25 protein-coding genes, 1 pseudogene and 1 other annotated feature are annotated in these 26,648 nt (G+C 66.0%); of the genes and pseudogenes, 16 read left to right on the top strand and 10 right to left on the bottom strand.

Going from position 1 to position 26,648, the window contains the following annotated elements:
• Positions 1-2: 2 nt before the first annotated feature.
• Positions 3-2,219 (bottom strand): primosomal protein N', encoded by a 2,217-nt coding sequence (locus BUB53_RS13745; protein WP_073035354.1) that lies wholly within the window; start codon positions 2,217-2,219, stop codon positions 3-5.
• A gap of 78 nt (positions 2,220-2,297) precedes the next feature.
• On the opposite strand from BUB53_RS13745, the gene fsa reads away from it, so the two are divergent.
• From fsa to BUB53_RS13725, 4 genes are read left to right on the top strand one after another with little or no spacing between them, the layout of a single operon-like run.
• Positions 2,298-2,951: a fructose-6-phosphate aldolase gene (gene fsa, locus BUB53_RS13740; protein WP_073035353.1), complete on the top strand. Its 654-nt coding sequence runs from the start codon at positions 2,298-2,300 to the stop codon at positions 2,949-2,951.
• Between the two features lie 39 nt (positions 2,952-2,990).
• Positions 2,991-3,698 carry a DUF484 family protein gene (locus tag BUB53_RS13735; protein ID WP_073035352.1) on the top strand — a complete coding sequence of 236 codons (708 nt, stop codon included), beginning with the start codon at positions 2,991-2,993 and terminating at the stop codon, positions 3,696-3,698.
• The gene (locus BUB53_RS13730; RefSeq protein ID WP_073035351.1) at positions 3,695-4,612 is read left to right on the top strand and encodes a tyrosine recombinase XerC; all 918 of its coding nucleotides are present in this window, start codon (positions 3,695-3,697) and stop codon (positions 4,610-4,612) included. Before BUB53_RS13735 ends, BUB53_RS13730 begins: the two co-directional genes overlap by 4 nt.
• Before the next feature lie 30 nt (positions 4,613-4,642).
• Positions 4,643-5,341 (top strand): CDP-alcohol phosphatidyltransferase family protein, encoded by a 699-nt coding sequence (locus BUB53_RS13725; protein ID WP_073035350.1) that lies wholly within the window; start codon positions 4,643-4,645, stop codon positions 5,339-5,341.
• Between the two features lie 353 nt (positions 5,342-5,694).
• On the opposite strand, the gene BUB53_RS13720 is transcribed toward BUB53_RS13725, so the two are convergent.
• The 6 genes from BUB53_RS13720 to BUB53_RS13695 all read right to left on the bottom strand — a co-directional run bounded on the left by BUB53_RS13720 (position 5,695) and on the right by BUB53_RS13695 (position 11,260).
• Positions 5,695-6,552, bottom strand: a complete 858-nt coding sequence (locus tag BUB53_RS13720; protein ID WP_073035349.1) for a universal stress protein — start codon at positions 6,550-6,552, stop codon at positions 5,695-5,697.
• Positions 6,553-6,585: 33 nt separating this feature from the next.
• On the bottom strand, positions 6,586-8,076 hold the full coding sequence (locus tag BUB53_RS13715; protein WP_073035348.1) for a SulP family inorganic anion transporter: 1,491 nt from the start codon (positions 8,074-8,076) through the stop codon (positions 6,586-6,588).
• 75 nt (positions 8,077-8,151) lie between these two features.
• Positions 8,152-8,209 (bottom strand) — a sequence feature (sul1 is cis-regulatory element that is thought to sense ions involved in sulfur or methionine metabolism; They are found in Alphaproteobacteria).
• A 93-nt stretch (positions 8,210-8,302) separates the two neighbouring features.
• Positions 8,303-9,241 carry an OmpA family protein gene (locus tag BUB53_RS13710; protein ID WP_073035347.1) on the bottom strand — a complete coding sequence of 313 codons (939 nt, stop codon included), beginning with the start codon at positions 9,239-9,241 and terminating at the stop codon, positions 8,303-8,305.
• 5 nt (positions 9,242-9,246) lie between these two features.
• Positions 9,247-9,819, bottom strand: a complete 573-nt coding sequence (locus BUB53_RS13705; RefSeq protein WP_073035346.1) for a peroxidase-related enzyme — start codon at positions 9,817-9,819, stop codon at positions 9,247-9,249.
• Positions 9,816-10,541, bottom strand: coding sequence for a GNAT family N-acetyltransferase (locus BUB53_RS13700; RefSeq protein ID WP_073035345.1), 726 nt, complete (start codon positions 10,539-10,541; stop codon positions 9,816-9,818). The genes BUB53_RS13705 and BUB53_RS13700 overlap by 4 nt, the downstream gene beginning before the upstream one ends.
• A complete protein-coding gene (locus tag BUB53_RS13695; protein WP_073035344.1) occupies positions 10,538-11,260 on the bottom strand; it encodes a competence/damage-inducible protein A in 723 nt (240 codons plus the stop codon). Before BUB53_RS13695 ends, BUB53_RS13700 begins: the two co-directional genes overlap by 4 nt.
• Before the next feature lie 48 nt (positions 11,261-11,308).
• On the opposite strand from BUB53_RS13695, the gene sfsA reads away from it, so the two are divergent.
• The 6 genes from sfsA (at position 11,309) to BUB53_RS13665 (ending at position 18,678) form a co-directional block, all read left to right on the top strand.
• A complete protein-coding gene (gene sfsA, locus BUB53_RS13690; RefSeq protein ID WP_073035343.1) occupies positions 11,309-12,010 on the top strand; it encodes a DNA/RNA nuclease SfsA in 702 nt (233 codons plus the stop codon).
• A gap of 212 nt (positions 12,011-12,222) precedes the next feature.
• Positions 12,223-13,980 carry a sensor histidine kinase gene (locus BUB53_RS13685; protein WP_073035342.1) on the top strand — a complete coding sequence of 586 codons (1,758 nt, stop codon included), beginning with the start codon at positions 12,223-12,225 and terminating at the stop codon, positions 13,978-13,980.
• Positions 13,977-15,218 carry a sigma-54-dependent transcriptional regulator gene (locus tag BUB53_RS13680; protein ID WP_073035341.1) on the top strand — a complete coding sequence of 414 codons (1,242 nt, stop codon included), beginning with the start codon at positions 13,977-13,979 and terminating at the stop codon, positions 15,216-15,218. Before BUB53_RS13685 ends, BUB53_RS13680 begins: the two co-directional genes overlap by 4 nt.
• 331 nt (positions 15,219-15,549) lie before the next feature.
• Positions 15,550-16,551, top strand: coding sequence for a DctP family TRAP transporter solute-binding subunit (locus BUB53_RS13675; protein WP_073035340.1), 1,002 nt, complete (start codon positions 15,550-15,552; stop codon positions 16,549-16,551).
• An 85-nt stretch (positions 16,552-16,636) separates the two neighbouring features.
• Complete coding sequence (locus tag BUB53_RS13670; protein WP_073035339.1) at positions 16,637-17,302, top strand: TRAP transporter small permease; 666 nt, start codon at positions 16,637-16,639, stop codon at positions 17,300-17,302.
• Positions 17,302-18,678: a TRAP transporter large permease gene (locus tag BUB53_RS13665; protein WP_073035338.1), complete on the top strand. Its 1,377-nt coding sequence runs from the start codon at positions 17,302-17,304 to the stop codon at positions 18,676-18,678. The genes BUB53_RS13670 and BUB53_RS13665 overlap by 1 nt, the downstream gene beginning before the upstream one ends.
• A 327-nt stretch (positions 18,679-19,005) precedes the next feature.
• On the opposite strand, the gene BUB53_RS13660 is transcribed toward BUB53_RS13665, so the two are convergent.
• The 3 genes from BUB53_RS13660 to BUB53_RS13650 form a co-directional block, all read right to left on the bottom strand.
• The gene (locus BUB53_RS13660) at positions 19,006-20,412 is read right to left on the bottom strand and encodes a carnitine 3-dehydrogenase (RefSeq protein ID WP_073035337.1); all 1,407 of its coding nucleotides are present in this window, start codon (positions 20,410-20,412) and stop codon (positions 19,006-19,008) included.
• Between the two features lie 13 nt (positions 20,413-20,425).
• Positions 20,426-20,938 (bottom strand): lipocalin family protein, encoded by a 513-nt coding sequence (locus BUB53_RS13655; protein ID WP_073035336.1) that lies wholly within the window; start codon positions 20,936-20,938, stop codon positions 20,426-20,428.
• Positions 20,939-21,035: 97 nt separating this feature from the next.
• The gene (locus BUB53_RS13650; RefSeq protein ID WP_073035335.1) at positions 21,036-21,950 is read right to left on the bottom strand and encodes a 3-dehydrocarnitine:acetyl-CoA trimethylamine transferase BcoG; all 915 of its coding nucleotides are present in this window, start codon (positions 21,948-21,950) and stop codon (positions 21,036-21,038) included.
• Positions 21,951-22,031: 81 nt separating this feature from the next.
• On the opposite strand from BUB53_RS13650, the gene BUB53_RS13645 reads away from it, so the two are divergent.
• The 6 genes and pseudogenes from BUB53_RS13645 to BUB53_RS23205 all read left to right on the top strand — a co-directional run.
• Positions 22,032-22,982 (top strand): GlxA family transcriptional regulator, encoded by a 951-nt coding sequence (locus BUB53_RS13645; protein WP_073035334.1) that lies wholly within the window; start codon positions 22,032-22,034, stop codon positions 22,980-22,982.
• 43 nt (positions 22,983-23,025) lie between these two features.
• Positions 23,026-23,397 (top strand): winged helix-turn-helix domain-containing protein, encoded by a 372-nt coding sequence (locus BUB53_RS13640; protein WP_073035456.1) that lies wholly within the window; start codon positions 23,026-23,028, stop codon positions 23,395-23,397.
• Between the two features lie 67 nt (positions 23,398-23,464).
• Complete coding sequence (gene modA / locus BUB53_RS13635; RefSeq protein WP_073035333.1) at positions 23,465-24,244, top strand: molybdate ABC transporter substrate-binding protein; 780 nt, start codon at positions 23,465-23,467, stop codon at positions 24,242-24,244.
• Positions 24,245-24,253: 9 nt separating this feature from the next.
• On the top strand, positions 24,254-24,946 hold the full coding sequence (gene modB / locus BUB53_RS13630; protein ID WP_073035332.1) for a molybdate ABC transporter permease subunit: 693 nt from the start codon (positions 24,254-24,256) through the stop codon (positions 24,944-24,946).
• Positions 24,943-26,043 (top strand): molybdenum ABC transporter ATP-binding protein, encoded by a 1,101-nt coding sequence (gene modC / locus BUB53_RS13625; RefSeq protein ID WP_073035455.1) that lies wholly within the window; start codon positions 24,943-24,945, stop codon positions 26,041-26,043. Before modB ends, modC begins: the two co-directional genes overlap by 4 nt.
• 22 nt (positions 26,044-26,065) lie before the next feature.
• Positions 26,066-26,200: pseudogene (locus tag BUB53_RS23205) on the top strand (IS6 family transposase); the annotation flags it as partial.
• Positions 26,201-26,648: the final 448 nt, after the last annotated feature.

The following is a 26,648-nucleotide window of genomic DNA, read 5'->3' as shown; positions in this document are numbered from 1 at the left end:
GCTCAGAAAAAGCTCTGCGGGTCGATATCGACATTGAGGCGCAGGTTGCTCGGCGGTTTCAACTGGCCGACCCATTGCGCCACCGCCCCTTGCAGCGCCACGCCCTTGGGGGCCTTGACCAGAAGGCGCACCCGGTGCCGCCCCCGGATACGGGCGATCGGCGCGGGGGCGGGGCCGAAGACCTGCGCGCCGACGGCCCGCACCGGAGCATCGCGGCGGGCCAGTTCGGTGGCGAAATCGAACACCTCCTGCGCGTCGGGTGAGGACAGGATGATGCCCGCCATGCGCCCGAAGGGGGGCACACCGGCCTGACGGCGCTCATCGGCCTCGGCACGCCAGAAACCTTCCTCGTCGCCCGACAGGATGGCGCGGATCACCGGGTGTTCGGGCTGGAAGGTCTGCAACAGGGCGGTGCCCGGTTTGTCACTGCGCCCGGCGCGGCCCGCCACCTGCCGCATCAGTTGGAAGGTGCGCTCGGCGGCGCGCAGGTCGGACCCCTGCAAGCCCAGATCGGCGTCGATCACACCAACCAGCGTGAGGCGGTGAAAGTTGTGCCCCTTGGCCACCAGCTGGGTGCCGATGACGATATCGGTGTCGCCCTCGGCGATTTCCCTGATCTGGTCCTTGAGCGCGCGGGCGGAGCCGAACAGATCGGAACTGAGCGTGGCGATTTTCGCCTGCGGGAACAACGCCTGCGCCTCTTCGGTCAGGCGTTCGACACCGGGGCCGACGGCGGCAAGGCGATCTTCGGCCTGACAGGCGGGGCAGACGGTGGGAATGGGTTTCGTCTCGCCGCACTGGTGGCAGACGAGGCGTTTCTGAAAGCGGTGTTCGACCATGCGCGCATCGCAATGATCGCAACCGATCTGGTGCCCGCAGGCCCGGCAGAGCGTGACCGGTGCATACCCCCGGCGATTGATGAACAACAGCGCCTGTTCGCCTTTGGCGATACGGGCATTCACCGCCGATTGCAGGCTGGGGGAAATCCAGCGGCTGGCGGGCAGGGTTTCGGCCCGCATGTCGATGGCGCGCATGTCGGGCATCACCGCCGCGCCGAAGCGCGCGGTAAGGTCCAGCCGCTTGTATTTGCCCGCCTCGGCATTGGCCCAGCTTTCCAGCGAGGGCGTGGCCGAGGCCAGCACCACCTGCGCGCCGCAGATGCTGGCGCGCAGGACGGCCATGTCGCGGGCGTTATAAAGAACACCGTCTTCCTGTTTGTAGGAGGTATCGTGTTCCTCATCCACGACGATCAGGCCAAGGTTTTGGAACGGCAGGAACAGGGCCGAGCGCGCGCCGACCACCACCTGACAGCCGCCCTCGCCCACCATTTTCCAGGTGCGGCGGCGTTCGGTCATGGTGACGCCCGAATGCCATTCGGCGGGGCGCGCACCGAACCGGGCCTCGATCCGGGTCAGGAATTCCGAGGTCAGGGCGATTTCGGGCAACAGGACAAGCGCCTGCCGCTGCTGGCGCAGGGTTTCGGCGACCGCTTCGAGGTAAACCTCGGTCTTGCCCGATCCGGTGACACCACGCAGCAGGGTGGTGCCGTAATCGCCGCCGGCGATCCCGGCGCGCAGGCTGTCGGCGGCGGCGGCCTGATCGTCGGTCAGGGCCTTGCCGGGGCGGTCGGGATCGAGCCGGGGATACGGCAGGTCGCGCGGGGTGTCTTCCTCAAGCACGGCGCCCTGCTTGACCAGCCCCTTGACGACGGAGGTGGTGACCCCGGCCTGTTGGGACAATTCACCGAGGGTAAAGGCAAGGCCGCCGAAGTCCTCGAGCACGGCAAGCACACGTTTGCGCGCGTCCGTCATCCGGTCGGGTGTGCCCTGCCCCGCCCGATAGATTTTCTGCATCGACGGCGGGTTGGCCAGCCCCGGCGCGCGGGTAGCGAGCCGCAGCATGGCGGGCATCGGCGTGAGGGTGTAATCGGCGGCGCGATGCAAAAACGCCTGCATCTCGGCGCGCATCGGCGCGACATCGAGAACGCGGATCACCTGGCGGATTTTCGCGCGGTCGAAATCGCCCCGCCCCGGCCCCCAGACCACGCCGATCACCTTGCGCGGGCCAAGCGGCACCTCGACGAAGGCGCCGGTATGGCAACCGCCTTCGGGGGCACGATAATCCAGCACCCGGTCAAACGGCTGCGTGGTCATGACGCCCACGAGGTCGCCCTCGACGAAATAATCCTTGGCGGGTGACGGCAACTCTGATCGCTCCATGACAGGGGTTTCGGCAGCGCACTCTATGGGGTAAAGCCGGGGATGAAAAACCCCAACCCGCACCAAGGGACCGCTGATATGAAATTCTTTGTCGATACCGCCGAAGTCGAGGCCATTGCCGAACTGAACGAACTGGGCATGGTGGACGGCGTCACCACCAACCCGTCGCTGATTCTGAAATCGGGCCGCGACATTCTGGACGTGACCAGGGAAATCGCCGGGATGGTCGAGGGCCCGGTCAGCGCCGAGGTTGTCGCGCTGGAGGCCGACGCGATGATCGAAGAGGGCCGCAAGCTGGCCAAGATCGCCGACAATATCGCGGTCAAGGTGCCGCTGACATGGGACGGGCTGAAGGCCTGCAAGGTGCTGTCGGGCGAAGGCAACATGGTGAACGTGACGCTGTGTTTCTCGGCCAACCAGGCGCTGCTGGCGGCCAAGGCCGGGGCGACCTTCATCAGCCCGTTCATCGGGCGTCTGGACGACATCAACCTCGACGGTATGGAACTGATCGCGGATATCCGCCAGATCTACGACAATTACGGGTTTGAAACGCAGATCCTCGCGGCCTCGATCCGGACGGTGAACCATGCGTTCCAATCGGCGCAGATCGGGGCCGACGTGATGACCGCACCGCCCGCCGTGATCAAGCAGATGGCCAACCATCCGCTGACCGACAAGGGGCTGGACGCCTTCATGAAGGATTGGGAAAAAACGGGGCAGAAAATTCTGTAACCCGTGCTATAAAGCCTGAAAACAAGACCGAGGCCGGTGATGAGTGGCAAGCCACAGATGGACGACACCCTGCGCGAAAAGATCATCGCGCAGCCCGACGTTATTCTTGAAGATCAAGATCTTATGCATGCCCTGATCGCGGCGAACGAGCGCGCCATGGGGGGCAATATCGTCGATCTGCGCGGGATCGCGATGGAACGGCTGGAGGCGCGGCTGGACCGGCTGGAGGATACCCACCGTTCGGTCATCGCCGCGGCCTATGAGAACCTTGCCGGCACCAACCAGGTGCATCGCGCCATTCTGCGGATGCTGGACCCGGTCGAGTTCGAGTATTTCCTGCGCGACCTCGGGGCCGAGGTGGCCCAGATCCTGCGCGTGGACAGCATGAAGCTGGTGCTGGAAACCGTTCAGGACAAGGACGATCCCGCGGTCAAGAAGCTGGGCGATGTCCTGTCGGTGGCCGAGCCGGGCTTTATCACCGATTACCTGATGGACGGGCGCAATGGCGACCCCCGGCAGGTGACCCTGCGCCAGATTCATGAGGGCGATGAACGGATTTACGGCCAGCAGGCCGAATTCATCCGCTCCGAAGCCTGCCTGTTGCTGGATCTGGGCGAGGGGCGCCTGCCCGGCATGCTGGCCATGGGCGCCGAAGACCCGCATCAGTTCAGCCCGCAGCAAGGCACTGATTTGCTGGCGTTTTTCGCCGGTGTCTTCGAGCGGGCGATGCGCCGCTGGTTGTCATGATCAGCCCGGCCGCCCGCGATGCTTTGCAGGGGTGGCTGGACGCCCAGAAGGCGCTGAAGGGTGCGGCGGACAACACGCTGGAAGCATACGGGCGCGATGTCGGCGGGTTCCTGGCCTTTGTCACCGAACACAAGGGCGAAGCGCAGGGGCTGTCCGCCTTGGCGCGGGTCGGCGTGGCGGATATGCGCAGCTGGATGGCCTTTACGCGGGGCAAGGACGTGGGTGCGCGGTCGCTGGCGCGCAAATTGTCGGCGGTCAAGAGTTTCTATCGCTGGCTGTCCGAGCGCGAAGGGTTCGATGCCACTGCCGTCCTGTCGGCGCGGGCCCCGAAATTTCAGCGCAAGCTGCCCCGCCCGCTGGCCCCGGACGCGGCGCAGGATTTAATCGAAACCCTTGAAATGCAAAGCGAAAACCCGTGGGTCGCGGCGCGCGATCAGGCGGTCGTGACGTTGCTCTATGGGTGCGGGCTGCGGATTTCCGAGGCGCTCGGGCTGAGGGCGGACGTGCTGCCGATGGCCGAGGCGCTGCGCATCACCGGCAAGGGCGGCAAGGAGCGGATCGTGCCGGTCATCGCCCCGGCGCGCGCGGCGGTGGAGCAGTATGTGCGGCTGTGCCCGCATGACCTGACGCCCGATCGGCCGTTGTTTCGCGGGGTGCGGGGCGGGGCGCTGAGCCCGCGCGCGGTGCAGAAGGTCACGCAGGCCGCGCGCACGCAACTGGGCCTGCCCGCCAGCGCCACGCCGCATGCGATGCGGCACAGCTTTGCCACGCATCTATTGAATGCCGGCGGGGACTTGCGCGCCATTCAGGAACTTTTGGGCCATGCGTCGCTTTCGACGACACAGGCCTATACTGCCGTGGACAGCGCGCGGTTGATGGACGTGTACCGCAACGCGCATCCCAAAGGGCGATGACCCCGCGCGCTGTGGCATGAAGAGGTAAGAATGACGAGACAATTCAAAGCGTTACTGGTTCATTGGCTGACCGCGACCGGCGCGGTTTTCGCCATGCTGGCAATGCTGGCCGCCGTCGATGAAAAATGGGATCTGATGTTCTTGTGGCTGGTGGTGGCCTTTGCGGTGGACGGCATCGACGGGCCGCTGGCGCGCCGTTATCTGGTGTGGGAGAACGCGCCGCGTTTCGACGGGGTGTTGCTGGACCTGATCATCGACTACCTGACCTATGTGTTCATCCCCGCCTTTGCGCTCTTTCGCTCCGACCTGCTGCCGGGGTGGACAGGATGGGTGGCGATCATCATCATCACCTATACCAGCGCCCTATATTTTGCAGATACAGGCATGAAAACAAAAGACAAATCGTTTTCCGGCTTTCCCGGTTGCTGGAACATGCTGGTGCTGGTGCTGTTCGCGGTCAAACCCCCGATCTGGATCATTCTGGTGCTGGTGACTCTGGTGTCGGTGGCGATGTTCCTGCCGCTGAAGTTCATCCATCCGGTCCGCACCAAACGCTGGCGGACGATATCGCTGCCGATGGCGTTTGCCTGGACGTTTTTCGCAGGATGGGCTGCGTGGGTGGATTTTCACCCCGAAAGCTGGGCGCATTGGGGGCTGGTGGTGACCAGCGTCTACCTGCTGTTCGCGGGCATCGCGCAGCAACTGATTCCGCAGCGCGCGGGGGGCTGAGTTTCGTACGTTTTGTACGAAGTGTACGCGGGTTTTGTACGAAAACCGGGGGTGTGCGGGAGAGTTGCGTCCATGAGGGGCGCAATGGGCCGATCAGGGCCGCCTGTGGCGGTGCCGAAACCTGAGCCCGAATGCGTGGCATTGGCCAAATAAGCCCCCGGATCGCCTGCGATCCGGTTCGCGCCCGACCCCGCCCCCCAGGGCGGGCGCGAATTGTTCCACGGTTTGCACACATCACGACGTTGGTATTCTGAAGCAACGTCTGCGCACACTGCATCATGCCCACCCTCGGGGTCGGGCGCGAACCTGCCGTTTCCCTTTTCAGCGACCTTTGGCAGGCCCGCTGCCCCGATCTAGCGCATCAGAACCACGGGCACCTTGCAGGAGCGGATCATCTCGGTGGTGGTGGAGCCGATCAGGAGGGAGCGCACGCGGCTGTGCCCATAGGCCCCCATCACCAGAAGGTCATACCCCTGATCCCCGGTCAACGCCGAGAGCACCTTTTCCGGCTCGCCGCCCTGAATGAGGGTTTCGACCTCGTACCCGCCTGCGCGCAGGGTGGCGGCGGCGTCATCGAGCGATTTGCGCATGGCATCGGTTTCGGCCCCGGCGAAGACCAGCGTGACATGCAGCCCGGCAAAGAGCGGGCTGCGCGAGATGTAATCCACCGCCTTGAGCGAGGAGGCGCCACCATCGAAGGCCACCAGAACCTTTTGCGGCGCCTTGAACGCTCGGTTGGCCACGAAGACGGGTTTGTGGCTGGCGCGCACGATGCGTTCGAGGTTGGAGCCCAGATGCTCGGCGGCCAGGCCTGCGGCCTCGCCGCGTTTGCCGATCACGATCATGTCGCCGGTTTCTTCCTTGGCGGTGACGGTTTCGACCAGATCGCCCTGACGCAGGCGGGTTTCGACCTCGATATCGCCGTCGCCTTCGACAATCGCCCTGGCGTCTTCGAGGATGGCGCGGCCGTGTTCATGGGCCAGTTTGGCGCGTTCGGCGTCGAGGTCGGCCAGCTTTTCCAGCAGGCGCGAGCGCGCGCCGAGGCGGATCGCGCCGGACAGGTCCTGTTTTTCGGTCGTGTCGCGGCGGCCCATGACGTGATAGATCTTGACCCTGGAGCCGGTGCGCCCGGCGATCCAAGCGGCGTGGTGGCAGACGCTTTCGGAATAGGCCGAGCCGTCCACCAGGGCGATCAGTGTGTTCGTTGTCATTGTCCGGCTCTCCCTTAGTGGCCCAGCAATTGATTAGTGTCCCAGCAATTGATCCATCGCGCCCGGCTTGTCATGGACGGCAAGCTGATCGACGATGGTTTCCGAGGCTTCGTTCATGCCGATGAGCTCCACATCGGCCCCTTCCCGGCGGAACTTGAGCACGGCCATGTCCACCGCCGCAACCGAAGAAATGTCCCAGATATGGGCGCGGCTGAGGTCGAGCGTGACCTTGTCGGGGGCTTCGCGGAAATCGAACGCTTTCATGAAGTCCTCGGAGGAGGCAAAGAAAAGCTGGCCTTCGACATAATAGGTGCGGTGGGTGCCGTCGGGCGTGATCTCGGAGCGGACGCGGAACAGTTGCGCGATCTTCCATGCAAAGAAGATGCCCGAGAGCAGCACGCCGACCAGAACGCCGATGGCGAGGTTGTGGGTGTAGATCACGAAGAACACCGTGGCCAGCATCACGATGGAGGACGAGCGCGGGTGATCGCGCAGGTTTTTGATCGAGGACCATGAAAACGTGCCGATCGAGACCATGATCATGATCGCCACCAGCGCCGCCATCGGGATGATGCCGACGATATCGCCCAGACCGACGCAGAGGATCAGGAGGAAAATTCCGGCGACGAAGGTCGAAAGCCGCCCGCGCCCGCCGGATTTCACGTTGATGATCGACTGGCCGATCATGGCGCAGCCCGCCATGCCGCCGATGAAGCCGGTGAAGGTGTTGGCAAGCCCCTGCCCGATGCATTCCTGATTGCGGTCGCTGCCGGTGTCGGTCAGGTCGTCGACGATCTGCTGGGTCATCAGGCTTTCGAGCAGGCCCACCACCGCCACGGCGATGGAATAGGGCAGGATGATTTGCAGGGTTTCGAAGGTGAACGGGATATCGGGGATCAGGAACACCGGCAGGGTGTCGGGCAGTTGCCCCATGTCGCCCACGGTGCGCACGTCCCAGCCCATCAGCACGGTCAGCACGGTCAGCACGACGATGGTGACCAGCGGCGAGGGAATGGCGGTGGTGATGCGGGGGAACAGGTAGATGATCGCCAGCCCGCCCGCGACCAGCGCATAGGTCAGCGGCGGCACTTTCGACGGGTCGAGTTCGGGCAGTTGCGCCATGAAGATCAGGATCGCCAGTGCATTGACGAAGCCGGTCATCACCGATTTCGACACAAAGCGCATGACATAGCCCAGCCGCAGGAATCCGGCGCCGATTTGCAAAAGTCCCGCCAGAACCGTGGCGGCCAGCAGGTATTGCAGCCCGTGATCCCTGACCAGCGTGACCATCAGAACGGCGGTGGCCGCCGTGGCGGCCGAGATCATGCCGGGCCGCCCGCCGGTGATGGCGGCGATGATGGCGATGGAGAAGCTGGCGTAGAGCCCGACCTTGGGGTCGACGCCCGCGATGATGGAAAAGGCGATGGCCTCGGGGATGAGGGCCAGCGCGACGACGAGACCCGAGAGGAGATCGCCACGAATGTTGGAGGTCCATTCGCGGCGGTAGCTGTGCAGGGACATCATGGTGAAAAGCGTTTCCTTTGGCCGTCCCCGGCGGGGCGGTCTGTGGTACGGCGCGGTGTGGCGCGGTTCGTGTCAGGTTGTCCGGCGGATCGGCGGCCGGAAGAGCCAGCCGGGGATCGCACCCGGCTCCGTGTTCGCTGCGGCGCAACATACAAATCCGCGCGCAAAGCGCAACCTTGTGTGACACGGGGGGATGATTGACGTGACGGATTTGCTGCGCTGCGGCCTAGTCGGTGTCGAGCAGCACCGCCTCGACCCGGCGGTTGGCCTCGCGCCCCTCGGGGGTGGTGTTGGCCATGATCGGGGACAGATAGCCGATACCGTTGGATTCCAGTTGCGTGCGGGGCACGTCATGGGCGCTGACCAGCCGTTCCAGCACCGAGGCCGCGCGGCGGCGCGACAGGGCGATGTTGTCGTCCAGCCCGCCGACGGAATCGGTATGGCCCACCAGCGCGATCCGGCGGTCAGGGTCGGCGCGCAGGAAGGCCGCCAGCGCCTGAAGCGAGGCATGCTCCGTGTCGGACAGGTCCGACGCTCCGGTTTCGAAAACGAGATCGGAGAGGATCACATGCCCGTCGCGCAGGAGCGCCTGCTCCAGTTCCCCGGTGGCCACGGGGGCGGGTGCGGGGCGGGCGGTGACCGTGCCGACCGACGCGGCGGAGGCCGCCTGACCCGCCTGCATGATCTGCACATAGCCCATCCTGCCCGAGCGCGACACCAGCACCGAGACATATTCGGCGGCGGCCTCGCCCTGTGCGTCCTTGCGCGCCGAGAGGAAGCGGTAATCGAGCAGGTCCACGTAGATATCCGGCGCGGCCATGACGCGGGTGTTGAAACGGAAATCGAACCCGCCGCAGGCCGATCCGGCGCAGTCGAACAGGATATCGAAGCCCTGTGCCTCGATCTGGTCGCGCAGGGGGAGGAATATCTGGGCGGTGGTCATGCCCTGCCCTTCGATCCGCCAGGCCTGCTGAACGCTTGGCCCCTCGATGCGCAGGGTGCGCAGGGTGCCGTCCTCGAACGGACCCAGAGGCAGGCGGTAGCTGTCGCTGTCCTGACTGATCTCGCGGGTCAGGCTGGCGTTGCCGGGAATCGACAGGTCCAGCGCATGGCCGGCGACGGGCAGCAGCACGAGGCCGACCAGCAGGGCGAGACGCGCCAGCATCGCGCTCAGCGGGCCTGAGCGTGGTAATCGGCGTTGGGGACCATGCCCGTGGCGCTGGCCACGCGATTGCTCATGTTGAAAAAGCCGATGACATTGGCGATGTCCCAGATGTCGCGATCCGAGAAGCCGACATCGCGCAGCGCCTGACGGTCGGCCTCGACGGTTTCGGAGCTGGCCTTGGTGATCTTCTCGGCAAAACTCAGCATGGCGGTCTGCCGCGCGTCCAGACCGGCGGCGCGCCAGTTCATCACCATCGCCTCGCCCAGTTCGGGCTTGCCCGAGAGCGCACGCACGGCCGCGCCGTGGGCAACCTGGCAATACCAGCAGCGGTTGATGGAACTGACCACCACCGCGATCATCTCGCGTTCCAGCTTGGACAAGCCGCTGTCGGCCAGCATCAGATCGTTATACATGCCGGTGAAGGCGTTCAGCTTGTCGATATCAATCGCGTAGGCGCGCAGCACGTTGGGGATCATGCCCAGCTTGTCCTGGCAGATATCGAAATATTTCCGAGTCTCGGCGGGCAGCGGATCGACCATCGGCAGGTCGAGCGCGGTGGGTCTGTCGGTATCGCTCATGTTGGGTTCGCCTCCTCCTTGATGCGATAGTGATACTGCCCGGCGAGCGCCATGTGCAAGGCGGCATAAAGCGCATTGGCCCCGGTGTTGGCCTGCGTGCAGAGGGCCGCGACATGGCTGGCGCCGTTCTGCTGCGCCCAGAGAGCGGCCTGTTGCACGACCCGTTTGCCGATGCCGTGGCGGCGGCATTCGGGGGTGACTTCGAGCGCGTGGATCATGGCGGTGCCGTCATGGATGCCGACAAAGGCGGTGGCGGCGGGCCGCTGGCCGTCGCGGGCGATGATCGTCGTTTTGGGGGGCGCAGCCCGTTCCATCACCGCAAGGCGCGCGGGGCCGATCCCGCCCTCAGCCCACATATCGCGCTGGATCGCCAGTGGTTCCCAGATGGCGAAGGTGGTGGCGTGCGGCGGCGGCACGGCGAGATCGGCCACGGGCGCGACATAGAGATTGACCGGGTCGATCACCGCATAGCCCCGGTCGGCCAGCATGGCGTCGAGCGCCTCGTCGCCCTGACGGATCATGAACAGCGGGGTCTGGCCCAGCGCCTGCATCGCGGATTCGGCCATTGGCAGATCGTCGGGCGTGACCGGCTGCCGCGCGGTGGCGGCGGAGACGCGTTTGCCCCCGCCCTGCCCGTCACGGACGGTCCAGGGACCGACGGTTTCGGTTGCGGCGGCGGGCCATGTGGCGTCGGTCACGGCATAGAGATGTTGGGGCGTCATGCGGGGAAAATCCTGTTGAGTTCGGACATGGCGGCATCGACCTGTGCACCGTCCTGCCCGCGCACCACGATCTGCGCGCCGAACACGCCGTCGCGCTGGAACGGGTAGGAGCCGATGGACAGATCGGGGTAACGTGTGGCCAGATCGCCCAGGGGACCGGCGATATCGCCCTCGCCCCGGTACACCAGCAGGGATTGCGACAGCACCGGCGCACCGCCGGTCAGCGTGGGCAAGAGCCCCGCCAGCATCGCGTTGAAGATCGAGGGCACCCCGGCCATGACATGCACGTTTTCGATGCTGAAGCCCGGCGCGGCGCTGATCGGGTTGTCGATCAGGGTGGCCCCGTCGGGAATGCGGGCCATGCGCAGGCGGGCCTCGTTCAGTTCCAGCCCCTGCCGGTCGTAATGGGATTGCAGGATGGCGCGGGCATCGGCGCGCACCGAAATGGGCCGGTCGAAGGCGCGGGCGACGTTTTCGGCGGTGATGTCGTCATGGGTCGGGCCGATCCCGCCCGAGGTAAAGACATGATCGTATGCGGCGCTGAGCGCCTGCACGGCGGCGGTGATGGCCCCGGCGTCGTCGCTGACGATACGCACCTCCTGCAGGTCGATGCCGTGGCTGGTCAGTTCCCGCGCGAGGTGGTTCATGTTCGCATCGCGCGTGCGCCCCGACAGGATTTCATCCCCTATGACGAGCATGGCGGCGGTGGGATTGGGCATGGGAGCGCTCCTTGCAACGGGTGACAGGATCGGTATAGGCCTGTCGCCATGCGCTTTCAAACCCCTCTTGAGCCCGCCACGCTGATCCGGCGCTATAAACGCTTTCTGGCCGATATCCGGCTGGAGGACGGGCGCGAGGCGGTGGCCCATTGCGCCAATCCCGGCTCGATGATGGGGCTGGCCGAACCGGGCTTGCGGATCTGGGTGGAGCCCAATGACGATCCGAAGAAAAAGCTGAAATACGGCTGGCGTCTGGTGGAACACGACACCGGGCATTTCACCGGGGTCGATACATCGGTGCCCAACCGCGCGCTGCGCGCGGCGCTGGTGGCCGGGGAGGTTGCCGGGCTGGAAGGGTATGACAGCGTGCGCCCGGAGGTGAAATACGGCGAGAACAGCCGGATCGACTTCCTGTTGCAGGGCGCGGGGCGGCGCGACGCCTATGTCGAGGTGAAATCGGTGACGCTGATGCGCGAGGCGGGCATGGCCGAGTTTCCCGACAGCGTGACGGCGCGCGGCGCGAAACATCTGGCGGAACTGGTGGCGATGGCGCAGGCGGGGCATCGCGCGGTGATGCTCTATCTGATCCAGCGCACGGATGCGCGGGCGTTCCGGCTGGCGGAGGATATCGACCCGGCCTATGCGGCGGCGTTCGGGGCGGCGCGCGCGGCGGGGGTCGAGGCGCTGGCGTTCGACACCGTGATCAGCCCCGAGGGCATCACGCTGGGCCGCGCGGTGGCGATGGGCTGAGGCGGCGCTGGTCAAGGGGCGGGGCCGGGGTTGGACCGGGGAACGATCGCGCGCTTTCCCAAGGTTGCCCATGCGGGAGCGGAGCGACATTTGACAAGCCGCGCATCGCCTTCGGCGCTGTTTCGCGCCTGGGACAAGGGCGTGACGGGCGCTATCCGGGAAGCGGTCGAGCGATGTTGCCTCTTTCGGGTACGGCGGACTAAAACACCGATATGACATCTGAAACACGTACCCGGATCGCGGTGATCGCGCTGTTCATGCTGGCGGTGGGCCTGTGTGCCGCCGGGATCTGGCGCTATGGGTACGGGCAGGCGCTGGATCAGTTGGAGAAACAGGCGACCTCCGATCTGGCGCTGGCCGCCGACCGGTTCACCGGGCAGTTGCGCCGCTATCAGGAACTGGCGGTGCTGATGGCCGAGCATCCCACGCTGATCGCGCTGAGCGAGGGCGATGCGCCGGGCCATGAGGCGCGGGCGCTGTTGCTGGATGCCGCCGACAAGACCGGGGCGATGGGCCTGTTCTATGCCGCGCCCGACGGGCGGGTTCTGGCGCGGGCGGGCGATGTGCCGGACAGCTTGCGCGACAGCGCCTATTTCGAGCGGGCGCTGAACGGGGCGCTTGGGCAGGGCTATGGCCGCTACGGGCCGGTGGGGCAGCGCGCCTATGTCTATGCCGCCCCGGCCTTTGGCCCCGGTGAGGGCGTGCGCGGCGTATTGGTTGTGCTGATCGAGATCGCGGAACTGGAATGGGACTGGATCGGCGGGCAGCCTCCGGTGTTCTTTACCGATGCACGGGGCGAGGTTTTCGTGTCGAACCGCTCGGAAATCCTGTTCTGGCAGACGGGGCCCGAGGGTACGGGGCTGCAACCCGGAGGCGGGGCGAACATGCCCTCGTTCGACGCCGATACGGTGTCGGGACATGACGTCTGGGAAATGGACTGGGGCGATTACCTGCCCGCCCGCGCGCTGCACATGGCGCAGGATCTGCCGGTGATCGGCATGATCGGGCACGCCCTGCTGGATGTGCGGCAGGCGCGGTGGGTCGCGGGGTTGCAGGCCAGCGTGTTCGCGGTGATCTGTCTGGCCTTTGGCGGGCTGCTGTTTCTGGCCACCGAACGGCGGCGCATCCTGACCCGCGCGAACGAGCGGCTGGAGCATCGCGTGGCCGAGCGCACCGCCGAATTGTCGGGCGCGAACCTTGCGCTGCGCCGCGAGGTGGCCGAGCGGCAGGAGGCCGAGGCGGCGCTGAAGAAGGCGCAGGACGATCTGGTACAGGCGGGCAAGCTGAGCGCGCTCGGGCAGATTTCGGCCGGGATCAGCCATGAATTGAACCAGCCGCTGATGGCGATCCGGCAATTCGCGGAAAACGGCGCGACCTTCCTTGCGCGCGGCAAGGCCGACAAGGCGGGCGAGAACCTGAACCGGATCGGCGATCTGGCGGCGCGGGCGGCGCGGATCATCCGCAACCTGCGCGCCTTCGCCAAGCAGGAGAACGAGCCGGTGGGCCGGGTCGATATCGTGGCGGTGGTGGATCAGGCGCTGGAACTGACCGAGGCGCGGCTGGCGCGCGACGGGATCGCGCTGGACTGGCAGCGCCCCGAGGCGGCGGTGCATGTGCAGGGCGGCGAGGTGCGGCTGGGGCAGGTGATGGTCAACCTGATCTCGAACGCCGCGGACGCGATGGCCGAAAGCCCGCAAAAGCGGATTACGATTGCCGTGCATCGGGGCGATCCGGTGGCATTGGAAGTGGCGGATACCGGGCCGGGCATCGACGAGCCGGAGAAGATTTTCGATCCGTTCTATTCCACCAAGGAGGTCGGGGCCTCGGAAGGGATGGGGCTGGGGCTGTCCATTTCCTACGGGCTGGTGCAGAGTTTCGGCGGCGAGATCAAGGGCCGCAACGCGCCGGGAGGCGGCGCGGTGTTCCGGGTGGAACTGGAACGCTGGCCCGACAAGGAGGCCGCAGCATGAGCGCGACACCCGAAACGGTGCTGGTCGTCGATGACGACGCGGCGGTGCGCGAGGCGCTGATCCAGACGCTGGAACTGGCCGACCTCCAGGTGATCGCCGCCGGGTCGTTCATCGAGGCCAAGGATCACATCACCGCCGGGTTCGCGGGGGTGATCCTGTCGGATATCCGCATGCCGGGGCGCGACGGGTTTCACCTGCTGGGCCATGCGCAGGCGGTGGATGGCGAATTGCCGGTGATCCTGCTGACCGGCGAGGGCGATATCCCGATGGCGGTCGAGGCGATGGGGCAAGGGGCGTTCGATTTCCTGGAAAAGCCCTGTGCGGCGGACGATCTGCTGCCGGTGTTGCAGCGCGCCTTGCAAACCCGCGCGCTGGTGCTGGAGAACCGCCACCTGAAGGTGCAGCTTGAAACCGGCGACCCGGCGGCGCGGATGCTGCACGGCACCTCGCGGATTGCCGAGGACCTGCGCAGGCGCATCCGGGCCGTGGCCCGGACCGGGGCCGAGGTGCTGGTGACCGGCCCGCCCGGCGCGGGCGTGTCGCGGGTGGCCGAGGTGCTGCACCTGATGTCGCCCTTTGCCGGGGGCCCGTTCGTCAAGCGCCCGGCGGCGGCGCTGGAGGTCGGGGCGCTGGACGAGGCGCTGAGCGCCGCCAGGGGCGGGAGCCTGTTTCTGGACGAGATCGCCGCCCTGCCCCGTCCGGCGCAGTATGCTTTGCTGGAACGGATCGAACAGGGCCCCGAGGCCCGCGTGATTGCCGGGGCCACCGCCGATCTGGCCGCCGAATTGCAGGCCGGGCGGATGCATGCCGAACTGTATTACCGGCTGGACGTGATGCCGGTGCGCATCCCGGCGCTGTCCGAACGCCCCGAGGATATCCCGGTGCTGTTCCGCCAATACGTGGCGCAGGCCGCCGAACAGGCGGGGCTGCCGGTGCCCGAAATCTCGCCCGATCACCTGGCCGCGCTGATGGCGCAGGACTGGCCGGGAAACGCCCGCTCGCTGATGAGCGCGGCGATGCGGTTCGTTCTGGGCATGCCCGAGGAAAGCCAGGCCGCCGCCGAACTGGGGCTGGCCGAACAGATGGCGCGGGTGGAACGCTCGCTGCTGGTGGCGGCGCTCGGGCGGCAGAACGGGCGCGCCTCGGAAGCCGCCAAAGCCCTGAAACTGCCGCGCAAGACCTTTTACGACAAGCTGGCGCGCTATGGCATCAAGCCCGAGGATTACCGGCGGGGGTGAGGCGTGGGGGCTCTTGCGGAGGATTTGGCCTGCTCTTTGCGCGAGATTGCGGCCAAAGGCCAGCGCGCATGGCCGGATCGCCCCCGACTCGTTGTGCGGATTTTCGCACAACGTGGTGCGTCACTGTGCGGGTTCCCGCACAATGCTGCCGCGCAGCATTTCCTTCGTCTCCCGACGTACACGTCAAGCCATTGATTTAACACGAAGTTTCAAAACGCACCATTTTTTGTGCGTTATGACTTGAGCGAATATCCGCCATACGGAACGATGCGCGCGTCGCGCCGTAACGGGCGCCGATTGCAACCGTCTCAATACATGGGAGGAGACAGACATGAAATTCCTGACCGCCGCCGCCACGGCCGTGGCCCTGTCCATCACCGCCGGCGCCGCAAGCGCGGCCTGCGACGATGGCGAGATCGTCGTCAAGTTCAGCCACGTCACCAACACCGACAAGCACCCCAAGGGGATCGCCGCGTCGCTGCTGGAACAGCGCGTGAACGACGAGATGAACGGCACGATGTGCATGGAAGTCTATCCGAACTCGACGCTTTACAACGACAACAAGGTGCTGGAAGCGATGTTGCAGGGCGACGTGCAGCTGGCCGCGCCGTCGCTGTCGAAATTCGAGAAATTCACCAAGCAGTTCCGCCTGTTCGACCTGCCCTTCATGTTCAAGGACATCGACGCCGTGGACGCGTTCCAGGCCTCGGACAACGGCCAGGCGATGCTTGACTCGATGCAGCGCCGCGGCTTGCAGGGGCTGGCCTACTGGCACAACGGCATGAAGCAGATGTCGGCCAACAAGCCGCTGCTGGAGCCGTCGGACGCCAACGGCCTGAAATTCCGCGTGCAGTCCTCGGACGTTCTGGTGGCGCAGATGGAAGCCATCGGCGGCAGCCCGCAGAAAATGGCGTTTTCCGAAGTTTACGGCGCGCTCCAGCAGGGGGTCGTGGACGGGCAGGAAAACACCTGGTCGAACATCTACGGCAAGAAGTTCTTCGAGGTGCAGGACGGTATCACCGAAACCAACCACGGCGTGATCGACTATCTGGTGGTGACCAATATCGACTGGCTGGAAGGGCTGGACGCCGATGTGCGCGAGCAGTTCCTGACCATCCTTGGCGAAGTGACCGAGGCGCGCAACAGCGAGTCGGCCAGGGTGAACCAGGAGGCCAGGCAGGCGATCGTCGACGCCGGTGGCGAAGTGCGCCAGCTGACCGACGAACAGCGCACCAAGTGGGTCGATGTGATGAAACCCGTCTGGGACCAGTTCAAGGACGACGTGGGCCAGGAAAACATCGACGCGGCCCAGTCGATCAACGCCAGCATGTAAGCCGGCTGCGTTTCAGCGCAGTCACCGGGGCGGGCCATAACCGCATGGCCCGCCCTTTTTGCAACCACAGCTGGGAGGGGGAACAATGCAGACCGGGCACAGCCTGACGGACAGGATCGAGGAGACGGTGATCGCCGTGCTGCTTGGCCTGATGACGATGGTGACCTTCGCCAATGTCGTCGCCCGTTACCTGTTCAATTCAAACATTCTCTGGGCGCTCGAGGTCACCGTGTTCATGTTCGGCTGGCTGGTTCTGCTGGGCGCCTCCTATGCGGTGAAGAAACACGCCCATCTGGGGGTGGACGCGATCCTCAACATGGTGTCCGCGCCGGTGCGGCGCAGTCTGGCGCTGATTTCGGTGGCGTGCTGCCTGGTGTTTTCGCTGATGCTGCTCAAGGGGGCCTGGGATTACTGGTCGGTCTTTGCCGAACTGCCGCCCACCACGGGCCGCTGGTTCCCCACCGGGTTCGACTGGAACGCGCGCGGCCAGGGCTGGTACGAGGTGCAGGACATCCCGATGATCGCGCCGTTCCGGTTCCTGGAAGAGCTGATCAATTACGGCGAAAGCTACGAGAAGATTCCCAAGGCCATTCCCTATGTGGTCCTGCCCGTGTCGATGCTGCTGCTGGTGATCCGCTTCGTGCAGGCGGCGGTGGGCATCCTGAAGGGCGACGTGGACCGTCTGGTCGCCAGTCACGAGGTCGAGGACGAGCTGGACAACGTCCGCGCCCAGCAGGGGGAGCATGACTGATGGAAGTGGTTCTTTTGTTCTTCATGGTGGTCGGGCTGCTGCTGATCGGCGTGCCAATCGCCGTTTCACTGGGGCTGAGTTCCACCCTGTTCCTGCTGTGGTTCTCGGAAAGCTCGATGGCGTCCATCGCGCAGACGCTGTTCGAGGCGTTCGAGGGGCATTTCACCCTGCTGGCGATCCCGTTCTTCATCCTCGCCTCGTCCTTCATGACGACGGGCGGCGTGGCGCAGCGGATCATCCGGTTTTCCATCGCCTGCGTGGGGCATCTGCATGGCGGGCTGGCCATTGCCGGGGTTTTCGCCTGCATGCTGTTCGCCGCGCTGTCGGGCTCGAGCCCGGCCACGGTGGTGGCCATCGGAACGATCGTGATCGCGGGCATGCGCCAGGTGGGCTATACCCGTGACTTCGCCGCCGGCGTCATCGCCAATGCCGGGACACTGGGCATCCTGATCCCGCCCTCCATCGTGATGGTGGTCTATGCCGCCGCGGTCGAGGTATCGGTGGGCCGGATGTTCCTGGCCGGTGTGATTCCGGGGCTGATGGCGGGCTTCATGCTGATGACCGCGATCTATATCATGGCGCGGCTGCGCAACATGCCCAAGGGCGAATGGCGGGGCTGGGGCGAGATCTTCGCCTCGGGGCGGGATGCGGCCTGGGGGCTGTTCCTGATCGTCATCATCCTGGGCGGCATCTATGGCGGCATCTTCACCCCGACCGAAGCGGCGGCGGTGGCGGCGGTCTATGCCTTCTTCATCGCCAGCTTCGTCTACAAGGACATGGGGCCGCTGGCGACCGGGGGCGAAGGGCGCAACCTGTCGCTCTGGCGCAAGCCGCAGGCGCTGATCACCGCGTTCTTCCACGCCGACACGCGCCATACGCTGTTCGAGGCGGGCAAGCTGACGGTGACGCTGCTGTTCGTGATCGCCAACGCGCTGATCCTGAAACACGTCCTGACCGACGAGCAGATCCCGCAACAGATCGCACGCGCCATGCTGAGCGCGGGGTTCGGGCCGGTGATGTTCCTGATCGTGGTCAACGTGATCCTGCTGATCGGCGGGCAGTTCATGGAACCCTCGGGCCTTCTGGTGATCGTCGCGCCGCTGGTGTTCCCGATCGCCATCGAACTGGGGATCGACCCGATCCACCTGGGCATCATCATGGTGGTGAACATGGAAATCGGCATGATCACCCCGCCGGTGGGCCTGAACCTGTTCGTGACCTCGGGCGTGGCGGGCATGCCGATGATGGGCGTGGTGCGCGCTGCCCTGCCCTTCCTCGCGGTGCTGTTCGTGTTCCTGATCATGGTGACCTACATCCCCGCGATCTCGACCTTCCTGCCCAACACCTTCATGGGGCCGGAAATCATAACGAAGTGACCCGCTCACGGACCTTCGGGCCGAGGCCCCGGCGATTGCCGCCGGGGCCTTGTCTTTGCCCGGCTATCCGGTTCGCGCAGACCGCTCCCGCTGTTCGGGGCTGAAATGCCGGATGCCTCCGGCGGGGGTATTTTTGGCAAGAAGAAAGCCCGGTAACCGCTTTTTAACCAGCGCCCCGTAACGTGGTGGGTGTGGTACAGGCGGGGACGCCGATGACCGTGCAAGGAGAAAGGTACGACCTTTTTCGGAAGGGGGGTGTAACAGCCCCCCTTTTCTTCTTGCCGGAAGTATCCCCGCCGGAGGCATGAAATCTTTTTCGGTGCGCGCTCAGCCGCTGGCGTGAAGGGTGGCCAGGGATGCGACGCGGTCGGCCACGGAGGGGCCCGGCGCGCAGCTGCGGCGGGTTTGCAGGCTGACATGGATCATCAGCTGGTCGCAACTGGCCAGCACCGCGCCATCGGCGGCGCGGATCAGTTCGTGGGCGCAGCGCAGTTTCTTGCCCTGCCCTTCGGTGATGCGGGTCTGCACCCGGACCCGTTCGCCGGCATGGGTTTCGGCCAGGTATTTCGTCGTGGTCTCGACGGTGAAATAGCTGAGGCCCGAGGCGATGTAATCCTCGCCCGCGCCGACATGGGCCAGGACCGCGTCGGCGGCGTCGGAGAATATCTGGCCGTAGCGGCCTTCGTTCATGTGGCCGTTCAAGTCGGTCCAGTCCACCGGGATCACGCGATCCTGGCTGATCAGGGGCGCGCTGTCGGACAGGGGCGCGCGCAGGGCCTGTTGGTGTGCATTGATCAGGCGGCCCGTGGCGTTGTCTTGCTGGCGCAGGGCGCGCATCATGGCGATGAGGTTGCCGTCGCGTTTGCGTTCGAGCTGGCGGATCGACAGGTGGCCGGATTGCGCATCGGACTGCGTGGCGATCCTGTCGATCAGCGTATCGGTCAGGTCGGGCACGTCGGTCAGTTTCGACCAGGGCCAGTGCAGGGTCGGGCCGAACTGGGCGATGAAATGGCGCATGCCGTCCTCGCCCCCGGCAATGCGGTAGGTTTCGAACAGCCCCATCTGCCCCCAGCGCAGGCCGAAGGCGTAGCGGATGGCGTTGTCGATTTCCTCGGTGGTGGCGATGTCGTCATTGACCAGCCAGAGGGCCTCGCGCCAGACGGATTCGAGCAGGCGGTCGGCGATATGGGCCTCGATTTCCTTGCGCACGCGCAGCGGGTACATCCCAAGCGAGGTAAGCATGGCCTTGCAGCTGTCCACCGCCTCCGGGTCGGTGGCCGGCGAGGGCACGAGTTCAACCAGCGGCAGAAGGTAAACCGGGTTGAACGGGTGTGTGACCATGATGCGCGCGGGGTCCGCCGCACCCTGTTGCAGTTCGGAGGGCGTGAAGCCCGAGGTGGACGAGCCGATCGGCACCGCCGGGTTGGCGGCCTGAACGTCGGCAAAGACCCGGTGCTTGAGGTCGAGCCGTTCGCTGACGCTTTCCTGCACCCAGTCGGCATCGTTCACCGCTTCGGCGATGGACGCGTGAAAGGTCAGCGCGCCTTCGTCCGGCAGGGCGCAATCGTAGAGCATGGGCAGGGCGCGGCGGGCGTTATCCAGAACCTCGCCGATCTTGCGCCCGGCCTGCGGGTCGGGGTCGAACACCTGCACGTTCCAGCCATTGAGCAGGAAGCGCGCGGCCCATCCGCCGCCGATGACGCCGCCGCCTATGATCGCTGCCGTTTTGGTCATTGTCCGTCTCCTGTCAGCGCGGGATGAGGGCGCCGCTCTGGTATCCGTTGAAGTCGAGTATCTCGCGGGCGGCGGTGATCCTGTCCTCGCCGCCGGTGGCGGCGCGGTCCAGCACCCAGCCGAAGCGCCCGTCGGGCGTGCCGATGGCGGCGGTGCGGTAATCGGCATCGACCCAGACCACCCAGATTTGCCACTCGGCCCCGTCCGCGGCGCGCAGCGCCCAGCGGTTGGGCCCCAGGGGTTTGGCGGGGTAGGTGCTGCGCCGGGGTTCGCATGCGCCGGACTCGTTGCAGATGCGGCGGGTCAGGGCGAAGGCTTCTTGCCCGCCGGGGCGGTAGGTGACAGCGGTCAGGGAGGCATCACCGGGGGTTGCGGCGCGTACACGCCATTCCCCGGCCAGACGCGCGGCATCGTGGCGGGTGGTCACCGAAAGCGGCTGATCGGTGTTGCGGTAGGAGGGCGTGGGCGTCGTGGCGCAGGCCGTCAGCAGGGTCAGCGCGGCAAGGGCGATGGCGGGGCGGATCATGGGGGAACCTTCCTTTCAGGGTGTCGCGCCAGACTGCGCGATGGCCCGGCCATGGGCAACGCCCAATCGGGGCGAGGGCGGATCGGGGCATCCGCGCTCAGCCGCTGGGGGCCTGTTTGGTCAGGTTCAGTTTCTTACGCACCTCTTGCGGGCCGATGACCCGCGCGCCGAGGTTTTCGACGATCCCCGCCGCGCGTTCGACCAGTTGCCAGTTTTCGGCCAGAACGCCGCGATCCAGCATCAGGTTGTCTTCGAGCCCGACGCGCACATGCCCGCCCGCCAGCACCGAGGCCGCCACATAGGGCATCTGGTTGCGCCCCAGCGAAAAGGCCGAGAAGGTCCAGTCGGGCGGCACGTTGTTGACCATCGCCATGAAGGTGTTCAGGTCGTCCGGCGCTCCCCAGGGCACGCCCATGCACAGTTGCACCAGCGCGTCGGGGGCAAGGATGCCGTCGGCCACCAGTTGTCTGGCGTACCACAGGTGGCCGGTGTCGAAGGCCTCGATCTCGGGTTTGACGCCGAGATCGGTCATCATACGGCCCATTGCCTGCAACATGCCGGGCGTGTTGGTCATGACGTAATCGGATTCGGCGAAATTCATGGTGCCGCAATCGAGCGTGCAGATTTCCGGCAGGCAGTCGGCGATATGGGCGACGCGTTCGGTGGCGCCGGCCATGTCGGTGCCTGCGGGATCGAGCGGCAGGGGCTGTTCCACCCCGCCAAAGGTGATGTCGCCGCCCATGCCCGCCGTCAGGTTCAGCACCACGTCGGTATCGGAGGCGCGGATCAGGTCGGTGAGTTCGCGAAACAGGCGCGGATCGCGCGAGGGGGCGCCGGTATCGGGGTCGCGCACGTGGCAATGCACGATGGCCGCCCCGGCTTTGGCGGCGGCGATGGCGCTGTCGGCGATCTGGCGCGGTGAGCGGGGGACGTGCGGGCTGCGGTCCTGCGTTGCGCCCGAGCCGGTGACGGCACAGGTAATGAAAACCTCTCGGGTCATGGCAAGCGGCATCGGGGCCTCCCTGAAACGGTGTGTCCGGGGAAGCGTATCGCGATGGCGGGGCTGCGCATTTTGCCATAAAAGACAAATATCATGCAGAAATGGACCAAACCCGCGCAATCCCCGGTGCGTATCGCCCTGTTGGTGTTCGATGCGTTTTCCAACCTGTGCCTTGCCAATTGCCTTGAGCCGCTGCGCGCGGCCAACACTCTGGTGCGGCGGGAGGCGTTCGACTGGCGGATCGTGACGATGGAGGGCGCGCCTGCCCTGTCGTCGAGCGGGTTGCAGGTGCTGCCCGATGCGGCGCTGGCACAGATGGGGCGGGTGGACTACCTGTTCGTGCTGTCGGGCTACGATCATCGTTGCCATGACACCCCCGCCACGCGCCGCGCCTTGCGGGCGGCGGTGGCCGGGGCGCGCACGGTCGTGGGGCTGGATGCGGGGCCGTGGCTGCTGGCCTCGGCGGGGCTGTTGGCGGGGCGGCGGGCGACGCTGCACTGGGATCTGCTGGATGCGTTCACCGAGCGGTTTCTGGATGTGGAGGCCGAACGCGCCCGCGTCATCCGCGACGGCCCGTGGTGGAGCTGCGCCGGGGCGATGTCGGCAATGGACATGACGATGGGGCTGATCGCGGATCATCTGGGCCTGTCGGTACGGCTGGATGCCGAGGCGCTGTTCATTCAGGGCGATCCGCCGCTGGAAGCGGGGCGCGAGCGGCAGGCGGTCAGCGATCCGCTGGTGCAGCGGGCGCTGGCGCTGATGCGCGAGCATGTCGAGGCCCCCCTGCCCCTTGCCGCGCTGGCGCGGGCGCTGTCGTGCCAGCCGCGCACGCTGGACCGGCGGTTTCGCGCCCGGCTGGGTGCGCCGCCCGGCATGGTTTATCGCCATTTGCGGCTGGCGGCGGCGCGGCGGATGCTGGAGACGACCGGGCTGAGCGTGGCCGAGATCGCCCTGCGCAGCGGATATGACAGCCCTGCCGCGCTGAGCCGTGCAGTACGGCAGGTATACGGGGTAACGCCTTCGGACCTGCGGGACGGAGGGTAGCTGTGACTTGTCCTGTCCGGTGTTTCGGCGCAAGATCGTGCGCATGACCGACCAGCCTTCTGACCCCCGTTTCCGCCTGCGCCTGCATTTCGCCCCCGGCGAGATGCTGGGGCCGGGCAAGGCCGAATTGCTGGAACGGATCGCGCGGACCGGGTCGATCGCCGCCGCCGGGCGCGAGATGGGCATGAGCTACAAGCGCGCGTGGCAGCTGGTGGAAACGATGAACGCCATGTTCCGCGAACCTCTGGTCGAAAGCACGCGGGGCGGCGCCAAGGGCGGCGGGGCGGAGGTGACCGAGACCGGACAGGCCGTTCTGGCCGAGTTTCGCGGGCTGGAAGATGCCGCGCGGAAGGCCGGGGCCGACCATATTGCAAGATTGCAGGCGATGCTGCGCGATATTCCCGAGGGGAAATAACGCTTGCCTTATAATCCCCCACCCCGTTATTCCCGATGAGACATAACGAAACTCCGGAGGGAATCACATGGGACTGTTCACATCGGCGCGCCGCCTTGCAGGCTGGACACTGGCCTTTTCGATCTGCGCCCCGGCCACTGTGCTGGCCGAGGAAATCACGGTTTTCGCGGCCGCCAGCATGACCAACGCCATGGCCGAAATCGAAGAACGGTTCGAGGCCGAGACCGGCCATGACCTGTCGGTTTCGCTGGCCGGGTCCTCGGCGCTGGCGCGTCAGATTCAGCAAGGCGCCCCGGCGGATGTGTTCATTTCGGCCAATCCCGGCTGGATGGATGCGCTTGAAGAAGACGGTCTGCTGGAGCCGGGCACGCGGTTCGATCTGCTGAACAATGCCATTGTCCTGATCGCGCATGGCACGGATGCCGACGAGGTCGAGGTCGGCCCCGATATGGACCTGCCTGCCCTTCTGGCGGACGGCAAGCTGGCGATGGCGCTGGTCGATGCTGTTCCGGCAGGGATTTACGGCAAGGCCGCGCTGGAGCATCTGGGCCTGTGGGAAACTGTTGCCCCGCAGGTGGTGCAGGCCGACAATGTGCGCGCCGCGCTGGCGCTGGTTTCCCTTGGGGAAGCGCCCTACGGGATCGTCTATGCCACCGATGCCGTGGCCGATGACAACGTGACCGTTGTCGCCACCTTTCCCAAGGACAGCCACCCGCCCATCGTCTATCCCGCAGCCGATATCGCGGGCCGCGATACCGGGGCCGAGGCGGAATTTCTGGACTACCTGCGCGGGCCGGTTGCGCGGGCCGCTTTCGAGCGGCAAGGGTTTGTCGTCGTGACGGAATAAACGGCGGCAATGAACTGGCTGGGACCACAGGAATGGGAGGCGGTGGCGCTGTCGCTGCGCGTGTCGTTCTGGGCGACGCTGGCCGCGCTGCCGCTTGGAGTGCTCGTGGCGCATGCGCTGGCGCGGTGGTCCTTTCCGGGCAAGCAGGTGCTGAACGGGCTCGTGCACCTGCCGCTGATCCTGCCGCCGGTGGTGACGGGCTACCTGCTGTTGCTGACCTTCGGCACAAGGGGGCCGGTGGGCGGGCTGTTGCAGGACTTCGGCATCGTCCTGGCCTTTCGCTGGACCGGGGCGGCGCTGGCGGCGGGGGTCATGGGCTTTCCGCTGATGGTGCGGGCGATCCGCCTGTCGATCGAGGCGGTTGACCCGAAGCTGGAACAGGCCGCCGCCACATTGGGCGCATCGCGCGCATGGGTCTTCACGACCGTCACGCTGCCGCTGATCCTGCCGGGGATCATCGCGGGCAGCATTCTGGGCTTTGCCAAGGCCATGGGCGAATTCGGCGCGACGATCACCTTCGTGTCGAACATCCCCGGCGAAACCCGCACCGTTCCGTCGGCCATCTATGCCTTTTTGCAGGTGCCCGGCGGCGAGGGGTCGGCCATGCGGCTGGTCATCGTGTCGGTGGTGGTGGCGATGGGGGCCTTGCTGATCTCCGAGTGGCTGGCGCGCCGCGCCGCGAACCGGGTGGCGGGCACATGACGCTGTCGGTGCGGATCAAACACGATCTGGGGCGGTTCGCACTCGATGTCGCGTTCGAGGCCCCGCCGGGGCTGACCGTGCTGTATGGGCGCTCGGGCTCGGGCAAGACGACGGTGATCAACGCGGTGGCCGGGCTGCTGACGCCCGACGAGGGGCGGATCGACGTGGATGGGCAGACCCTGCTGGACCGCGCGCGGGGCGTGAACCTGCCGCCGCATCGCCGGGGGCTTGGCTATGTGTTTCAGGAGGGGCGGCTGTTTCCGCACCTGAGCGTGCGGCAGAACCTGAAATACGGGCGATGGTTTCGCAAGACGGGCCGCAGCAGTTTCGATCAGGTGGTCGATATGCTGGGCATCGGCGCGTTGCTGGAGCGCCGTCCCGGCGCGCTGTCGGGGGGCGAAAAGCAGCGCGTCGCCATTGGCCGCGCACTGTTGAGCGATCCGGCGATCATTCTGGCGGACGAGCCGCTGGCGGCGCTGGACGAGGACCGCAAAGCCGAGATCCTGCCCTATTTCGAGCGGCTGCGCGACGAGGTGTCGGTGCCGATCCTCTATGTCAGCCATTCCGCCGCCGAGGTGGCCCGGCTGGCGACCACCGTCGTCGCCCTCCAGGACGGGCGCGTGGCCGGTCAGGGGCCCGCCGCCGAGGTTCTGGGCGATCCGATGCTGACGCCGCTTGGCGCACGGGCGGCGGGCGCGGTGCTGGCCGCCACCGTGGCGGCGCATCACGAGGACGGGCTGTCGGAGCTGGATGCGGGGGGCGTGCCGCTGTTCCTGCCGCGCGTGCCCCATGCCATCGGCCAGCCGATCCGCATCCGCATCGCGGCGCAGGAGGTGGTGCTGTCCCGCAAGAGGCCCGAGGGCCTGTCGGCGCTGAACATCCTGCCCGGAACCATCGAACAGATCCGCCCCGGCGCAGGGCCGGGGGCCATCGTCTCGCTGGCCACCCCGGCGGGCCGGGTTCTGGCGCGGGTGACGCAACGCTCAGCCAGGGCGATGGGGCTTGAGCCGGGTGTGACCTGCCACGCCATCGTCAAAACCGTCGCCATCGCCCCCGAGGACGTGGGCGGTATGGAGCTTTCGCGGCAGAGCCGGTAGAGCGTCTGCCGGTTTATGACGCTTGCAGAAAATCGCCACCGTCCACGCTTCGGTTTTGAACCGCTTCAATGAGGAACGCAGCCTCTCCAGCCGACAGGTTTTCAAGCTCAACCGCGCCGCCGCTCTCGCCGGGTGGCGCGGTCTTTGCGCGGTATAATGGACGGCGTCTGACCTAACTGAGAGCGGCTGGAATCTGTCCGACAGCACGCTTGAGATCAATCCGATGGCGTCGAGGCTCTTGAAACATACTTTAGTTTGTGTAAAATAACTAATGAATGCTGATACATACATTAGTTATATCCAGCGAGGTGACCTATGACTATGTTTTATGAGTATGACGTGCCCACCCCCCCGCACGAGAGCCATGACTATGCAGGTTCCGATGCCCCCTCCGTTTCGGGGATCGTCTTGATTGGGATGGTCTGTGCGACAATCACCGCAGTGACAGCATTTGTTATGGGAGCCGGCCTCTGGATGTTATTGTTGGCGTATACTCTCGGCGGGATGTCGTCACTCCTGCTATTGGCAGCCCTTTTGGTATTCCGATCGTCAAGGAGCGGTGGTTCGCTACCAGACGTCCGGATTTGCAAGGGCACAGCCCATTT

Source organism: Roseovarius pacificus, from assembly GCF_900142665.1.
In the GTDB taxonomy this organism is placed as follows: Bacteria; Pseudomonadota; Alphaproteobacteria; order Rhodobacterales; family Rhodobacteraceae; genus Roseovarius; species Roseovarius pacificus.
This window is presented reverse-complemented; position numbering and strand designations above follow the sequence as displayed.

What these genes read in the sequence shown, in the direction of transcription:
- BUB53_RS13745 (WP_073035354.1), bottom strand. Translation starts at nt 2,219, where the DNA reads ATGGAGCGATCAGAGTTGCCGTCACCCGCCAAGGATTATTTCGTCGAG.
- fsa (WP_073035353.1), top strand. Translation starts at nt 2,298, where the DNA reads ATGAAATTCTTTGTCGATACCGCCGAAGTCGAGGCCATTGCCGAACTG.
- BUB53_RS13735 (WP_073035352.1), top strand. Translation starts at nt 2,991, where the DNA reads ATGAGTGGCAAGCCACAGATGGACGACACCCTGCGCGAAAAGATCATC.
- BUB53_RS13730 (WP_073035351.1), top strand. Translation starts at nt 3,695, where the DNA reads ATGATCAGCCCGGCCGCCCGCGATGCTTTGCAGGGGTGGCTGGACGCC.
- BUB53_RS13725 (WP_073035350.1), top strand. Translation starts at nt 4,643, where the DNA reads ATGACGAGACAATTCAAAGCGTTACTGGTTCATTGGCTGACCGCGACC.
- BUB53_RS13720 (WP_073035349.1), bottom strand. Translation starts at nt 6,552, where the DNA reads ATGACAACGAACACACTGATCGCCCTGGTGGACGGCTCGGCCTATTCC.
- BUB53_RS13715 (WP_073035348.1), bottom strand. Translation starts at nt 8,076, where the DNA reads ATGATGTCCCTGCACAGCTACCGCCGCGAATGGACCTCCAACATTCGT.
- BUB53_RS13710 (WP_073035347.1), bottom strand. Translation starts at nt 9,241, where the DNA reads ATGCTGGCGCGTCTCGCCCTGCTGGTCGGCCTCGTGCTGCTGCCCGTC.
- BUB53_RS13705 (WP_073035346.1), bottom strand. Translation starts at nt 9,819, where the DNA reads ATGAGCGATACCGACAGACCCACCGCGCTCGACCTGCCGATGGTCGAT.
- BUB53_RS13700 (WP_073035345.1), bottom strand. Translation starts at nt 10,541, where the DNA reads ATGACGCCCCAACATCTCTATGCCGTGACCGACGCCACATGGCCCGCC.
- BUB53_RS13695 (WP_073035344.1), bottom strand. Translation starts at nt 11,260, where the DNA reads ATGCCCAATCCCACCGCCGCCATGCTCGTCATAGGGGATGAAATCCTG.
- sfsA (WP_073035343.1), top strand. Translation starts at nt 11,309, where the DNA reads ATGCGCTTTCAAACCCCTCTTGAGCCCGCCACGCTGATCCGGCGCTAT.
- BUB53_RS13685 (WP_073035342.1), top strand. Translation starts at nt 12,223, where the DNA reads ATGACATCTGAAACACGTACCCGGATCGCGGTGATCGCGCTGTTCATG.
- BUB53_RS13680 (WP_073035341.1), top strand. Translation starts at nt 13,977, where the DNA reads ATGAGCGCGACACCCGAAACGGTGCTGGTCGTCGATGACGACGCGGCG.
- BUB53_RS13675 (WP_073035340.1), top strand. Translation starts at nt 15,550, where the DNA reads ATGAAATTCCTGACCGCCGCCGCCACGGCCGTGGCCCTGTCCATCACC.
- BUB53_RS13670 (WP_073035339.1), top strand. Translation starts at nt 16,637, where the DNA reads ATGCAGACCGGGCACAGCCTGACGGACAGGATCGAGGAGACGGTGATC.
- BUB53_RS13665 (WP_073035338.1), top strand. Translation starts at nt 17,302, where the DNA reads ATGGAAGTGGTTCTTTTGTTCTTCATGGTGGTCGGGCTGCTGCTGATC.
- BUB53_RS13660 (WP_073035337.1), bottom strand. Translation starts at nt 20,412, where the DNA reads ATGACCAAAACGGCAGCGATCATAGGCGGCGGCGTCATCGGCGGCGGA.
- BUB53_RS13655 (WP_073035336.1), bottom strand. Translation starts at nt 20,938, where the DNA reads ATGATCCGCCCCGCCATCGCCCTTGCCGCGCTGACCCTGCTGACGGCC.
- BUB53_RS13650 (WP_073035335.1), bottom strand. Translation starts at nt 21,950, where the DNA reads ATGCCGCTTGCCATGACCCGAGAGGTTTTCATTACCTGTGCCGTCACC.
- BUB53_RS13645 (WP_073035334.1), top strand. Translation starts at nt 22,032, where the DNA reads ATGCAGAAATGGACCAAACCCGCGCAATCCCCGGTGCGTATCGCCCTG.
- BUB53_RS13640 (WP_073035456.1), top strand. Translation starts at nt 23,026, where the DNA reads ATGACCGACCAGCCTTCTGACCCCCGTTTCCGCCTGCGCCTGCATTTC.
- modA (WP_073035333.1), top strand. Translation starts at nt 23,465, where the DNA reads ATGGGACTGTTCACATCGGCGCGCCGCCTTGCAGGCTGGACACTGGCC.
- modB (WP_073035332.1), top strand. Translation starts at nt 24,254, where the DNA reads ATGAACTGGCTGGGACCACAGGAATGGGAGGCGGTGGCGCTGTCGCTG.
- modC (WP_073035455.1), top strand. Translation starts at nt 24,943, where the DNA reads ATGACGCTGTCGGTGCGGATCAAACACGATCTGGGGCGGTTCGCACTC.